Consider the following 13484-nt stretch of genomic DNA (forward strand, 5'->3'; position numbering starts at 1 on the left):
TTGTTTAACCTTTATTTTGGTATTTGTCTCATCTTAGATACGCTAGTCTAGCGAAATTTACTACCCATCGCTATACTCTCTTACATTTTAACATCGAGAAATTGGTTTTATGCCTACACAAATAAAACATCAGCATCCATTAGAGCTAGTAAATAAGCAAGCAGATTATAAAAGTTTGCTAACTGAACTGATGAATATGGCAAAAAAACAAGGGGCTACTCAAACTGAAGCCAGTATCAGTCATGATACTGGCTTTTCAGTAACTGTTCGTAATCAAGAAGTTGAAACAATCGAACATAACCGCAACAAAAGTTTGGGAATAAATGTCTATTTTGGCCGAAAAAAAGGTTCAGCAAGCACTTCGGATTTTAGTCCCCAAGCCATTAAAAGCACCTTAGAAGCGGCGAGTCATATAGCGCGTTTTACTACCGAAGATCCCTTTAGTGGCCTAGCAGAACCCAAACTTTTAGAAAAGACACCCCCTGATTTGGACCTTTATCATCCTTGGCTGATCGATCCACAAAACGCTATTGCGTTGGGTAAAGACTGTGAAGCGCATGCACTCGCTAAGGATAAGCGATTAACATTTTCAGAAGGAGTCAGCTTATCTACACAAGAAGCTATTTATGTTTATGCTAACAGCAATGGATTCTTGGCCGGATATCCTAGCTCCATGCACAACATCTCTTGTAGTTTAATAGCGAAAGATAAATCGGGTATGCAGCGTGATGGCAGCTACACCATAAATCGTAATCCTCATCAATTACAATCTATTGAAGCATTAGCCAAAGAGGCCGTTGATAATACTGTCAAACGCCTTAGCGCAAGACGTGTTTCCACTTGTCAGGTGCCAGTGATTTTTCATTCAGAAATAGCCGACCGCTTAATTAGAACTTTTCTTGAGGCTATATCGGGCGGAAATCTTTATCGTAATGCCTCTTTCTTAGTCAATCATATCGGAAAATCCGTTTTTACCAAAAAAATTTCTATTTATGAAAAACCTCATTTACTACGCGCTTTAGGAAGTGTTCCTTTTGATGACGAAGGTGTTCGCACCAGCGATCGAATGTTAGTTGAAAGGGGGATTTTACGCGGATATTTGCTAAATAGTTATTCAGCCAGAAAACTAGGCTTGCAAACAACAGGAAATGCGGGTGGATTTCATAATATTTTGCTGGAAACGAGTCAATTTAATCTTAATGATCTCATAAAGCAGATGGGCAAAGGCTTACTGGTCACTGAAGTTATGGGACAAGGTATTAATTTAGTAACTGGTGATTACTCTCGAGGGGCAGCTGGCTTCTGGGTTGAAAATGGAGAGGTACTATATCCTGTGGAAGAAATTACCATTGCAGGCAATTTAAAAGATATGTATCAAAATATCATAGCTGTTGGCAATGATATTAATAACAAGAGCTCTATTCAAACGGGCTCAATCTTTTTAGAAAAGATGATGATAGCAGGAACAGAATAATCTAAGTTTGGTCTGTGATAGACCACACGCTTATACCATCCAAAGTGCCCAGTGATAAATAGGTTTTTAAATAATCCGGAAAAAGAACATCTAATACTCTTCCCGCTTTCGACGAAGCCATGCGACAATAAAGCTGACCATTGTTCCATATCGCAAAACTCATATGTAATACATTCATAGGAGTTCCTATCCGAGAACTTAGATAAGAATCATGGCCGACAAAAAAAATTAGACTTCCAGTAGGAATTTTTTGTCTTAAGCCAGGATTTTGTAACAATTCAAAGACCGGAATATAAGATATACTGACATTTCTACTTCCATATAATGCCCCACCTTCTTTTTTTAATTGAAATAATCGCGCTTGTTTTTCTTGGGGAGTTAAATAAGGAATTTGGATTCTATCTATAGTTAAATTGTGATACCAATTTCGCAGATTAATCTGGGTTCTAGTCATGCTGGTTTCTTGACCAGCTATTAAATAATTTAACTCACGAATATATCCATTCCTTTTATTATTAGGAATCCAATCAGCACTAGGAAAATGATTACGTTGAGTAAAACTCACATTACCCTGTTTATAACGAATTTGATTTATTTTGTTTTTAAAATCTTGAAGATTCTTAGCCAGTGCCAGAGCCATCACGGTATCAACATAGGTCTCACAATCAAAATAATCAACTCGATACAAGGGATTTTGATCATATCTACCATTAATACCTTCACCTAGCGCTCCATCCATATAAGGTGTATTCAGTAATGCGGCGCTTTGAATTTCAATTCGATGCTGAATGGGATAACTCTGGTTTAGAGAGACTAATTGTTCTACGGACTCATCGGTTTGTGTGTCTGCATAACTTAAAGAGATAAATGAAAAACAGAACGCGACTAGAATGCAGAAAAGTCGGCACAGAATACTCTTCGCAGTTAAATTTTTGTCTGTATTGCCGCTCAATCCGGAATCCTCATATATAGTAAAATAAGCTCCGGGTACTTCAGTCTCGCGGCGCCTCGCCAAAAACCCATGCTGTGAGCATATATCAACCCTCTTCACCAAACCTATCTGTAACTAATTTTTCTAGTACTGTTAAAGCTGCAGCCTCATCTTCTCCCTGGACGATGACTTCAACAGGACTTCCTTGTCGAGCGGTAAGCCCCATAACTTCTAAAATACTCTTTCCATCTACTTGTTTACCATTACATTTGAGCGTAATTTGGCTAATAAAACATCTTGCGATTTTGACCCACTTCATAGAAGCGCGTGCATGTAATCCCAATTTGTTATTTATCGTAATAATTTTACATATCATATAGTGAGGAAATTAATCCTCTATTTTTCCTCTATACTAAAACTTTCGCCACATCCACAGGCGGCCGTTTGATTTGGATTAATGAATTTCAGCGTCCCATTAAGTCCGTTTTGTACATAATCAATACAAATCCCCTGTAGGATAGGAAAGCTTGCTCGATCAACAAAAACAACTAAATCATTATCAATAGAAAATTTTAAATCTTCAGAATGGAAGCTATCTGCATAATCCACTACATAAGCAAAACCTGAACAACCAGAACGCTTAACACTCAAACGAAAACACTTTTCTCCCGCCTGCTTAGCGAGGATCTTTTTAATATGCTGAATCGCTGAAGGAGTTAAACAAAGCTGATCACCCTTGCTTTTACTTTCAGCAGGGTCGTAGATAGGGACATTAACTTGTGTCATAAATCCCATATTACCACTTAATAAGTTAGGTAACAAAGTAGTGCTCTAAGACTCTTTTCCATTTGGAGTAATATTCCTAATTTTTGTAGTTATTATGCCTACAAAACAGGCTAAAATGGCTTTTTTTACTCAAAAAAAGATAAAGCTTGGTCTGCCTGTAGGGATCTTAATTAAATCTAAAAGCCAAAATGATGCTCTCAATAGCTCAGACTCTTCGAGAGTCTGTCAAAAAGGAACTATAGGCATAGTAAAAATATCCAGTAAAAAAATACGTTGCTATAGCATTTACAATGAGAATAAAAAACTCTTAATTCAGCCTTTTCCTCAACAGAAAATTCTCAAACGAAAATTCCAATCATCACAACGATTCTTAATGATCGAATCATTAAAAGTAGTACTTAATTTTTTAATGAGAAATTTTTACTTGTGTCACAAAAGTGTTTGTTGTACGGTTAACTTTAGATATTAAAATATACTCAATTTGCATTTTTTTAACTCTTTAATATGTTTAACAACTTAGATACTAAGCTTCTTGGGGGTATTTTACTCATAGTGGGCACAGCAATAGGGGGTGGAATGTTAGCATTACCTATTGCAACAGCAGAAGCAGGGTTTACAAACTCCCTGATTCTTTTATTACTATGCTGGTTCATAATGACTGCCAGCGCTTTTTTGGTGCTTGAAGTTAATCTGTGGCTCCCTGCCAATACTAACATTATTTCCATGTCACGCATTTTATTAGGGCGTTGGGGTGAGTCCATTGCCTGGATAAGTTATCTTTTATTGTTTTATTCGGTCCTTGCCGCTTATATGGCTGGGGGAGGCGATTTTCTTAGCGGCTTATTGCTTAATTTAGGTTTTAAAATACCCAACTGGTTATCTATCCTTCTATTTGTAGCGATTTTAAGTTATGTAGTATACCGAGGCATTCATTATGTCGATTATGTGAATCGCGGTTTAATGTTTAGTAAGTTTAGCATTTATATTTTACTTATTTTATTTATTATACCTTCTATCTCGAGCTCTAAGTTAACAGATGGAAACATGCTTTACTTAACGAGCGGAGCAACCGTAATGATTACCTCATTTACTTTTGCTAATATCATACCTAGCCTGCGTACTTATTTTAAAGATGATATTCCAAAATTACGAAAAGCAATTTTAATAGGTAGCTTAATTCCCTTATTTTGTTATTTATTTTGGGATCTATGTATCATGGGAGTACTGCCTCGTGAAGGAAATTATGGATTAATTAATATGCTACATTCCAAACACTCAACCAGTGAGTTTGTTATGCAATTAAGCAATACGTTAAATAATTCATTAATTACCTTTATGGCCAGAATTTTTACTTCTATTTGCCTAGCCACCTCTTTTCTTGCGAGTGGGCTAAGTTTATCTGATTTTTTGGCTGATGGTTTAAGGACTACTAAACGAGGAAAAGGTGGAGTTATTGTTTATTTGGCTACGTTTCTACCTCCTATGACAGTAGTACTTTTTTATCCTGGCGCTTTTATTGGCGCATTAAGTTATGCCGGAATTTATTGTGCAATACTTTTTATTTTACTCCCATCTTTAATGGCTTGGCGTGGACGCTATAGAAAAAACTCTTTGGCCACAGGATTTAGAGTCAAAGGAGGAAGGCCCTTATTGTTAGTACTCGGTATCGCAGGCGTTTTATTTATTGGTAACGGAGTTCAAATAGCTTTTACCTAAGATTTGGCCTACAAATGTGCAGGCTAATTGCTATAGTCATTGAATTGCATCTTTCTTATCCAACCACTTACAACCCTTTCATCTCGTCCCACTACCCCTTTTCCAAGTAAAAGTCCAATATTAATAGGGAATCAATTAATAGGAATTTAGAAAAATTGTTTTTTATTTTTAAAAAACAGGACAATTTTTAATATTTTTTAATTCGTTATAGTAGAAAAAAATAACTAAAATTTCCTAAAATTAACTAAGAAATTTCAACAATTGAATGGGGGACAAATATGATAATAGATGGTGTATTAGTCGGAGTTGTATTAGCAGGACTAGAATTAGGTATAGCTTGGATATTGGCCTGTGTAATTAATCACGAGCCATCATCTGAAAAGAAGGAGGAACAAGAACCTCCTCTGACGTTTTCAGCAAATTTCGCTAATCTAGGTAATTTAAAATAAAGTTTAAGCGCTTATCGCTCTGTTTACTATATTTAAAATTTTAAGCTAAAAAATCTGTAAAAAAACAAAAAACCTCTGGGAACACATAATAGTTTTCAGGGGTTTTTTCATTTGAGCTAAATAATGTCATTATTGACTGCTTGCTGATTAAAAATATTTTCTAGCATAATATGTAGATCTTTATATGGAATAGGCTTAGTTGAGAAATTATCTATTTCTGCTTCCTGGCACCATGTTTTTAAATTATTAGCTGGATATGCGCTTAATAATATTATCGGCTTTCGATTAGCTTTATGATTTTTTTCTAATAGTCGAATTCTTTTTCCCACTTCAACGCCTTGCATATCAGGCAAACCGGCATCAAGAATAATAAGATGATAAGTGCTATTTAAACACATTTCCAATGTTTGTTTTCCATTTGCGGCAATATCAACTTGGTAACCCATTTTCCGTAAAAAAATACTATGCACCCGTTGAATTATCAGCTGATCTTCGACTAATAAAATTCTTTTTTTTTATCCACTTTTCTATTTCTCCTTGCTTAAAAATGCTAATCGTAAATTTTCATAATTTATGATAGTCCATTTATGGACTACCTTGCAACAATATAAAAAATATTTTAATCAATAAATAAATTTGATTTAAAATTATATTGCTGGCATAATTTTCAGGTTTTAAAAAATAATTTAGCAAGGATCTTGTTTAATTTATTCGCTCTACATTGTTTTTAATAACAAGAAATAATGGTTCTAGCAAAGTAAATTGCAAAAAGTGACCTTGCAGAGGTTTATTTCAATTGTCCTTTAAGCACACATTAAACAATACTTTAGAATATCTAATAAAAAAGTGGGGAGTAAATATTAATCAACTCCACAAACATACTGGTATTCCTCTTTCAACGCTCAAGCGATTAAGACTAAACAAAGAAAATAATCCCACGCTAGCATCATTGGCTCCTATTGCAAACTATTTTTCCGTATCACTCGATCAGTTAATCGGAAGAGAAGCTTTACCCAAAAAAAACAATAAAAAACTCAGTGGATTGACACTTCCTTTGATACATTGGAAAGATATTCTTGATACTCCAAAAAATAGATACTATCTTGCTTTCTCTTCATTATTAATAAGAGATATAAGTTTGAATGAAAATAGTTATGGCTTAGTGATTAAAGACAAAAATACCAATAATTTTTTAGCGGGATCTTTGTTAGTCATTGATCCTAGCTTAAAAGGACGCAATCGGGATTTTATCATTGTTCATAAAAAAGGAATGTCTAAACCGAAACTCATGCAAAAAATTATTTATGAAAATAAAGCCTACCTTAAAAATTTAAATAATAACTCGGAAATTATTAAATTTTCTGATTTGTACAAAATTTTAGGTGTAGTTATACAAATAAGAATGAATTACAAAAAAAGTAAATTTTATGTTAATTTCGAGGATGAAAAAAGCAACGGCGCCACAAAATATTAATCAATATATCCTTATTTTAGGGATGATAAACATTACGATTAGTTTAGCAGCGGACGTCGTAGCATATAAATTAGTATTTCTTGGTCCCGCGTTAGTGCCTGGCGCGCCACTCATTTTCCCTTTAACGTATATTATTGGGGATATAGTCGCAGAAGTATATGGATATAATGCTGCCAAAAAAATCATATGGATTACACTTGCTTGCGAATTATTTTTTTCAATTGCTATCAAATTGATTATTCATTTACCTTCTCCAAATTTTTGGCATGATCAACCTTCTTACAATCAAGTGGTAGACCCTATTTTAAGATTTGTACTCGCCGGAATTTTGGCTGTAATTAGTAGTAGTTTCATTAATATTTATATAATCTCGAAATGGAAAATATTAATGAAAGGTAGACACTTTTGGTTGCGCAGTTTAGGGTCGTCCGCTATTGGTGGTTTTATTTTAGTTTTAATCACTATATTATTTGGATTTAGTGGTCATGTACATTTTTCCCAATTGGGTTATATGATTTTATCAGTTTATTCCATCGAAATATTATATTCTTTGCTGGGAGTATGGCCTGCCTCGTTAATTACAGGCTTCCTAAAAATGGAAGAACAACTCGATGTCTATGATACTGAAACTGATTTTAATCCATTTAGATAGTTTTTTTAATATAAAATAGGAAATAAAAATGTTATCAAAAATAAATTTTTTAGAAAAATTGAATCAAATGCTTTTAAATGAAAACTTAGTCGAGAAAGAAAAAGAAAGGTTGGAACGTGTTATAAAACATAGCGATCTACTTCCCGAATATATATCCGCTAATATCTTGATTGAAAAATTGGGCTTAGAAACTATTAAAGGAGTTACTGATGAAGATGGTTATTATCGAGAATTTGTAAATACAATTGATAATGAGGATCAAGAAAGTCAAACTGAAATATTTTATATGCTAAAAAGTAAACAGGTATCTTGTTTACATGCTTTAAACACTTTTGAAACATGGCATTGGCTTGGGGGCGAAGATGTTTTGATTTTTATTTTTAATAAAAATAATGTTTCTGAAATCCGTTTAAATGCTGACATGCCTAAGTACACTATACCAGCAAATACTATATTTGGCGCAAAACTTTTTTCCAATGATAGTGAAAATCTTTCTTGGATAACCTGTAAGTGTATTCCTGGTTTTGTTCCAGAACTTTATAAAAACCCATCTCCAGAAGATTTAGAATATCTTTTTGAAACTTATCCTAACTATAAACAAGTTATTAAAGAGCTTACACCTGAAAATTCCAAGAATAATAATATTAGGCGTTCGATAATTCATTTTTTTACTTGCTGCTTCAGCTGTATTGGTATAAAAAAAATTGAAGAACATGAACAAACACCTTTAATTAATCCGCCGCGAAATAATTGATAGTTTGATTAATGATTGGAGGGTATTAGCTTGGATTTTAAATATGTAGAAAATTATATTTCAACCATTAAAGAAAAATATAAGTCCCTACAGAAAGCTAATGCCTGTCCTTTTTCATTACGTATCATTGATGAGGAAGTGTGTACAGAAAATGGAGAAACACTATTTACTTTGCAGTTGATTGGTAAAAATCTTATATCTAAATTGTATGCTAGTGATATTTCTAATGACAAGAAATTATTAAAATCTTTGTCACCGATAGACTTGTTAAAAATTTTAAACGCTTCGAACAAAAAATTCTTACATAAACGAGAGAATATTATTCTTTTTCCATGCCAAGCTTATTACAAACTGACGGCTAAAAACTACAATCATATTCTTCAACAAACCATTTTTACCTTAGAGATTACTCGTGCTAACAAGATTAGGCAAAAAAAATTAACCGCCCTAGAAATTGCAAATAACCCCCTAATTTTAGAAAAACTTACGCCTCAAGAGATTTATGATTTGGGCTATACAGTAGGTTCAGAAACCATACTTAGAGAAATACTTTATTTAGCTAGTCTTTAAAAAAATTACAAAATATATTTATTCTAAAACAAGCTAAACCAAAAAATGCTTGTTTTAGGGTGTAATTTCAACTTGAAATTAAAAATTTTGCCCTCATATTGTCTCTATTAGCTTATTTACTATCATAAGAGGTATTGGATTTATGACGACCGTGGCAGAAAAACAGACATTAGGCTTTAAAACGGAAAGTGCGCAGTTATTAGACCTAATGATTGATAAAATTTATAAAAACAAAGAAATTTTTTTACGTGAACTTATTTCCAATGCCCACGATGCCATAGAAAAGTTGAGATTTAAAGCCCTATCAAACCCTCAAATTTATGAGGATGACACTGAGCCAAAAATTGCTTTAGTCATTGATAAAGACAAGCATACCATTACATTAATTGACAATGGAATAGGTATGACCTTGGATGAAGTTATAGCAAATCTTGGTACTATTGCAAAATCAGGCACCAAAGAATTTTTAGATTCTTTGACCGGAGATGCTAGCAAAGACACTCAGCTTATTGGTCAATTTGGTGTTGGATTTTATGCTGCCTTCATGGTCGCCAACAAAGTAACGGTTAAGACTCGTGCTGCCAGTGAATCTCAAGAAAACGCTGTCTGTTGGGAATATAACCGTGAATCCAAAGATGGATATACCATCGAAAGCATCACTAAGCCAGAACGAGGCACTGAAATCATCTTGCATTTAAAGAAAGACGAAGAAGAATTTTTAGACGATTGGCGCTTACGAGGGATCATTACTAAATATTCTGATCATATTACTTTGCCTATTAGTATGAAAAAGAGCGTTATAGCAAACGAGACCACATCCGATGCAACGACTACAACAGAGAAGCAAGTTGTTGAAAAGGAAACTGAAGCTACTTGGGAAACTGTAAATAATGCCACGGCGTTATGGACGTTATCTAAAGACCAAATTAATGATGAGGAATATAAAAAGTTTTACAAACATCTTACACATGACCAAAATGATCCTTTTACGTGGATTCATAATAGAATTGAAGGAAGTCAGGAATATACGACTTTACTCTATATACCTTTACAGGCAGGCCCATTTGATTTCTGGAACCACGAAAAACCTCGCGGTTTAAAGCTTTATGTTAAACGTGTTTTCATTATGGATGATGCCGAGCAGTTTTTGCCGCGTTATTTACGTTTTGTAAAAGGAATTGTGGATAGTAATGATCTTCCATTAAATATTTCTCGAGAGGTTTTACAAAATAATAAGCAAATTGATACAATACGCTCGGCTATAACCAAACGTACGCTTGAAACATTAAATTATCTTTCTAAAGAACAAACTGAAAAATATTCACAATTTTGGAAAGAATTTGGCAATATTTTAAAAGAAGGTTTAGCAGAAGATTTTTCAAATCGCGATGCGCTCGCTAAACTTATAAGATTTAGTTCCACTCAATTAAATAATAGCGAGCAAACAGTAAGCTTAGAAGATTATGTGGCACGCATGAAGCCTCAACAAGACAAAATATACTATATCACCGCAGAAAATTTTGCAGCGGCAAGTAACAGTCCTAATTTAGAAATTTTTCGCGAAAAAGAAATAGAGGTATTACTCCTGCATGATCGTATCGACGAATGGTTGGTCGCTCATTTAACTGAATTCGACGGAAAAACCTTACAGTCAGTTGCCAAGGACTCGGATATTTCCGGCATAGCAGAAGAAAAAAGTGAAGAGTTATTAAAACAAAACGAAGATGAATTTGGTCCTTTATTAAAGCAGATCCATGAAATACTTAAGGACAAAGTTAAAGAAGTTCGCATTTCGCAACGTTTAACCAGTTCTCCTGCCTGTATAGTAAAAGAACAAAATGCTTTAAATAGTCAAATAAAACGTATGCTGGAAGCTACTGGACAAAAAATACCGGAAAGTAAGCCGATACTTGAACTAAACACCAAGCATAAATTTATACAAGATTTGAAAGCTGAACAAGATGATATTCGTCTAGCGGAATGGTCACATTTACTCCTAGGGCAATCCATACTTGCTGAGGGTGAACAACTAGATGATCCTGCTGGATTTGTAAAAACATTAACTAATCTCTTGGCAAGTAAACAGTAAAATTAACTTTGAAAATAAGATAAGTCTCTCTTATATGAGAGACTTATGCTTATCTAAACTGGACATTCAATAACCCATAGACACTTTATCCTAAACTATCATAGAATATGCGCGTTTTCTCGCATATAAAAATAACAACATTTAGGCTCTTTATGACTTCTATTGTTTTATCTAAGCATCTTTTCTTCATCACTGGTTTATCACTTATTCTAGTCGCCTTCCTTTTTCAACAAACTAACTGGATGAAAATAAAGGGTTTTCTTTACAATTTTAGCAATATGCTGGGAGCTGGATTACTTGTTTATATTAGCTTTCAGCCTATGCAAATCGATCTTTTCATTTTTGCTACGCTATGGACTTTTATCAGCATAATAAGGCTTTACAAAAGTTTTAAGTAACTGACAAAAATTCAAGTGCGAAGAGTATACTCAAAGCAATCGGATTTTTGACAAGGCGCCGAGAAAATGAGCAACCGGAGTGTATGTAATATACATGAGGATTGCGAATTGAACGGCAACACAGTCAAAAATTCAAATGCGAAGAGTATTGCTTACCAATTAAATAGGGTGCCATCTATTTTCCTATTAATGGGAAGATAAGCGCGTTCATAAGGGTACTTTTCCGCCAGCTTCTCATTAAAATCTACACCTAAACCTGGCTGTTCACTAGGGTATAAATAACCCTTATCAAAAGTATAGTGATGTGGAAATACTTCGTTAGTCTTCTGGGTATGATGCATATATTCCTGTATCCCAAAATTATTGATAGAAATATCAAAATGCAAAGCAGCGGCCATAGTGATAGGAGATACGTCGGTTGGGCCATGGCATCCTGTTTTCACATGATAAACTTCTGCCATCGCTGCGATTTTTTTCATGTGTGATATTCCTCCGCCATGCACAACGGACATGCGGATATAATCAATCAACTGTTCAGTAAATAAAATGTGTGTATCCCATATTGTGTTAAACACTTCTCCTACGGCGAGAGGAGTCGTTGTATGTTGACGTATAATTCGAAAACCTTCTTGTAGCTCTGCAGGCACGGTATCTTCTAACCAAAACAAATGATAGGGTTCTAATTCTTTGCCTAAACGAGCTGCTTCGATGGGTGTTAAACGGTGGTGAGCATCATGCAGAAAATGATGATCGTCACCATAAGTTTTACGTAATTCTTTAAATAATTTAGGAACGTAATTAAGATATTTTTCGGTAGACCAAACACACTCTTGCGGTAAACCTTTAGTAGCGGGTTCGTAATACATTTTATCGCTAGAAACGCCGTAACTATTGGGTAAGCCTGGCACACCAGTCTGGGCACGTATCGCTAAATAACCCATATCGATATATTTTCCAACTTGATCGATGGTATCAGGAATATCTTTGCCATTGGCATGTCCATACACCATAACGCCTTTGCGACTTTTACCACCCAACAAATTATAAACGGGTGTATTTAAAACTTTTCCTTTGATATCCCATAAAGCCATATCAATCGCAGCAATCGCTGCCATGGTCACCGGTCCACGACGCCAATAGGCACCGCGATAAAAAAACTGCCAAATATCTTCGATTTGTGCCGGATCTCGGCCAATCAAACAGGGAATAAGATCTTCTAAATATGCTTTAACCGCCAATTCTCGTCCATTTAAGGTGGCGTCACCTAAACCATACAAACCCTCATCGGTAATTATTTTTAGCGTGACAAAATTACGATCAGGGCAAGTCACAAACACTTTCGCATCTTGGATTTTCATAAGTAGTTCAAATTTTAAAATTATTGAATGACTAATTCATTCAAACGATTACGTCCAATAATTGGATATTGTTCGACTTCATACACAGCACCACTGACGGGGGCGGATTGATCAGCAAGCCAAAATACCACATGTGCCGCCACATTCTCTGGCGATAGTAAACGACCGCTGGGAGCATACTTTTTGGGAATTCTTTCTTGCCAATTTTCTGGAAGACCTTCGGATAATTTTAAACAAATCTCATTCTCAGTAGGTGTCCATCCAACATTTAATTGGTTAACTCGAATAAGTTCTGAACCTAAGCTATCTGCCAAATTGCGTGTCATCGTCATCAATGCGCCTTTTGAAGCAGAATAAATCAAGAGATCGGGTTGGCCTGTGTAAGCATTCATAGAACCGATATTAACAATAGAACCACCCGCTTTCTGCTTTCGAAAGATTTCTACTGATGCTTTACATAACAATAAAGGAGCATAGAAATTAACTCGCATAATCTTTTCACAGGCTTCCAAACTGGCCGAATCAATATTGTTTCGTGGATAAATACCGGCATTATTGACTAAGCCGTCTAAGCGGCCAAATTTTTTTACTGTTTCGGTTATTAAATAACTATAGGATTTTTCATCCATCAAATCAGCCAGTAAATAACTGCTTGCTTCACCTAATTCCTGGACTATTTTTTTGGCGCAATCTTCCTTACGACCATGGATCATCACTTTAGCACCTTGCGCAACACACCGCCGAGCGGTTGCAGCGCCAATACCATTAGTTGATCCCGTAATCAAAATCACTTTATCTTTTAACATCATTTAAATTCTCTGCCTGTACTTTAT

15 protein-coding genes are annotated in these 13484 nt (G+C 34.8%); 9 read left to right on the forward strand and 6 right to left on the reverse strand.

The window, feature by feature from the left end; translation table 11 throughout:
* Positions 1–109: 109 nt before the first annotated feature.
* Positions 110–1474: a metalloprotease PmbA gene (gene pmbA / locus AAHH40_RS07265; RefSeq protein ID WP_342220005.1), complete on the forward strand. Its 1365-nt coding sequence runs from the start codon at positions 110–112 to the stop codon at positions 1472–1474.
* 1 nt (position 1475) lies between these two features.
* On the opposite strand, the gene AAHH40_RS07270 is transcribed toward pmbA, so the two are convergent.
* The 3 genes from AAHH40_RS07270 to AAHH40_RS07280 form a co-directional block, all read right to left on the reverse strand.
* Complete coding sequence (locus tag AAHH40_RS07270; protein WP_342220006.1) at positions 1476–2426, reverse strand: N-acetylmuramoyl-L-alanine amidase-like domain-containing protein; 951 nt, start codon at positions 2424–2426, stop codon at positions 1476–1478.
* 85 nt (positions 2427–2511) lie between these two features.
* The gene (locus AAHH40_RS07275) at positions 2512–2724 is read right to left on the reverse strand and encodes an HPr family phosphocarrier protein (RefSeq protein WP_245756787.1); all 213 of its coding nucleotides are present in this window, start codon (positions 2722–2724) and stop codon (positions 2512–2514) included.
* Positions 2725–2801: 77 nt separating this feature from the next.
* Complete coding sequence (locus AAHH40_RS07280; RefSeq protein WP_342220007.1) at positions 2802–3191, reverse strand: iron-sulfur cluster assembly accessory protein; 390 nt, start codon at positions 3189–3191, stop codon at positions 2802–2804.
* Positions 3192–3695: 504 nt separating this feature from the next.
* Here AAHH40_RS07280 and AAHH40_RS07285 point away from each other — a divergent pair.
* Both AAHH40_RS07285 and AAHH40_RS07290 read left to right on the forward strand, forming a co-directional pair.
* On the forward strand, positions 3696–4907 hold the full coding sequence (locus AAHH40_RS07285; protein WP_342220008.1) for an amino acid permease: 1212 nt from the start codon (positions 3696–3698) through the stop codon (positions 4905–4907).
* A gap of 278 nt (positions 4908–5185) precedes the next feature.
* On the forward strand, positions 5186–5356 hold the full coding sequence (locus AAHH40_RS07290) for a hypothetical protein (protein WP_342220009.1): 171 nt from the start codon (positions 5186–5188) through the stop codon (positions 5354–5356).
* A gap of 116 nt (positions 5357–5472) precedes the next feature.
* Here AAHH40_RS07290 and AAHH40_RS07295 read toward each other — a convergent pair whose 3' ends face one another.
* On the reverse strand, positions 5473–5802 hold the full coding sequence (locus tag AAHH40_RS07295; RefSeq protein ID WP_342220010.1) for a response regulator: 330 nt from the start codon (positions 5800–5802) through the stop codon (positions 5473–5475).
* A gap of 350 nt (positions 5803–6152) precedes the next feature.
* On the opposite strand from AAHH40_RS07295, the gene AAHH40_RS07300 reads away from it, so the two are divergent.
* The 6 genes from AAHH40_RS07300 (at position 6153) to AAHH40_RS07675 (ending at position 11293) form a co-directional block, all read left to right on the forward strand.
* The gene (locus AAHH40_RS07300) at positions 6153–6830 is read left to right on the forward strand and encodes a helix-turn-helix transcriptional regulator (RefSeq protein ID WP_342220011.1); all 678 of its coding nucleotides are present in this window, start codon (positions 6153–6155) and stop codon (positions 6828–6830) included.
* Positions 6799–7482 (forward strand): queuosine precursor transporter, encoded by a 684-nt coding sequence (locus tag AAHH40_RS07305; RefSeq protein ID WP_342220012.1) that lies wholly within the window; start codon positions 6799–6801, stop codon positions 7480–7482. Before AAHH40_RS07300 ends, AAHH40_RS07305 begins: the two co-directional genes overlap by 32 nt.
* Positions 7483–7510: 28 nt before the next feature.
* Positions 7511–8236: a cupin domain-containing protein gene (locus AAHH40_RS07310; RefSeq protein ID WP_342220013.1), complete on the forward strand. Its 726-nt coding sequence runs from the start codon at positions 7511–7513 to the stop codon at positions 8234–8236.
* A gap of 30 nt (positions 8237–8266) precedes the next feature.
* Complete coding sequence (locus AAHH40_RS07315) at positions 8267–8806, forward strand: hypothetical protein (protein WP_342220014.1); 540 nt, start codon at positions 8267–8269, stop codon at positions 8804–8806.
* Between the two features lie 142 nt (positions 8807–8948).
* The gene (htpG, locus tag AAHH40_RS07320; RefSeq protein WP_342220015.1) at positions 8949–10895 is read left to right on the forward strand and encodes a molecular chaperone HtpG; all 1947 of its coding nucleotides are present in this window, start codon (positions 8949–8951) and stop codon (positions 10893–10895) included.
* 242 nt (positions 10896–11137) lie between these two features.
* Entirely contained in the window at positions 11138–11293 is a 156-nt protein-coding gene (locus tag AAHH40_RS07675; RefSeq protein ID WP_425287983.1) for a hypothetical protein, read from the forward strand.
* A 152-nt stretch (positions 11294–11445) separates the two neighbouring features.
* Here the strand turns inward: AAHH40_RS07675 and manD are convergent, their stop codons facing one another.
* The gene (gene manD / locus AAHH40_RS07325) at positions 11446–12651 is read right to left on the reverse strand and encodes a D-mannonate dehydratase ManD (protein WP_342220016.1); all 1206 of its coding nucleotides are present in this window, start codon (positions 12649–12651) and stop codon (positions 11446–11448) included.
* Positions 12652–12671: 20 nt separating this feature from the next.
* Positions 12672–13460 (reverse strand): SDR family oxidoreductase, encoded by a 789-nt coding sequence (locus AAHH40_RS07330; RefSeq protein ID WP_342220017.1) that lies wholly within the window; start codon positions 13458–13460, stop codon positions 12672–12674.
* Positions 13461–13484 lie beyond the last annotated feature (24 nt).

The organism is Rickettsiella endosymbiont of Miltochrista miniata, from assembly GCF_964031245.1.
Classification (GTDB): Bacteria; Pseudomonadota; Gammaproteobacteria; order Diplorickettsiales; family Diplorickettsiaceae; genus Aquirickettsiella.

Coding starts and splice junctions, on each gene's coding strand:
- pmbA (WP_342220005.1), top strand. CDS start 110: ATGCCTACACAAATAAAACATCAGCATCCATTAGAGCTAGTAAATAAG.
- AAHH40_RS07275 (WP_245756787.1), bottom strand. CDS start 2,724: ATGAAGTGGGTCAAAATCGCAAGATGTTTTATTAGCCAAATTACGCTC.
- AAHH40_RS07280 (WP_342220007.1), bottom strand. CDS start 3,191: ATGACACAAGTTAATGTCCCTATCTACGACCCTGCTGAAAGTAAAAGC.
- AAHH40_RS07285 (WP_342220008.1), top strand. CDS start 3,696: ATGTTTAACAACTTAGATACTAAGCTTCTTGGGGGTATTTTACTCATA.
- AAHH40_RS07290 (WP_342220009.1), top strand. CDS start 5,186: ATGATAATAGATGGTGTATTAGTCGGAGTTGTATTAGCAGGACTAGAA.
- AAHH40_RS07295 (WP_342220010.1), bottom strand. CDS start 5,802: ATGGGTTACCAAGTTGATATTGCCGCAAATGGAAAACAAACATTGGAA.
- AAHH40_RS07305 (WP_342220012.1), top strand. CDS start 6,799: ATGAAAAAAGCAACGGCGCCACAAAATATTAATCAATATATCCTTATT.
- AAHH40_RS07310 (WP_342220013.1), top strand. CDS start 7,511: ATGTTATCAAAAATAAATTTTTTAGAAAAATTGAATCAAATGCTTTTA.
- htpG (WP_342220015.1), top strand. CDS start 8,949: ATGACGACCGTGGCAGAAAAACAGACATTAGGCTTTAAAACGGAAAGT.
- AAHH40_RS07675 (WP_425287983.1), top strand. CDS start 11,138: ATGAAAATAAAGGGTTTTCTTTACAATTTTAGCAATATGCTGGGAGCT.
- manD (WP_342220016.1), bottom strand. CDS start 12,651: ATGAAAATCCAAGATGCGAAAGTGTTTGTGACTTGCCCTGATCGTAAT.
- AAHH40_RS07330 (WP_342220017.1), bottom strand. CDS start 13,460: ATGATGTTAAAAGATAAAGTGATTTTGATTACGGGATCAACTAATGGT.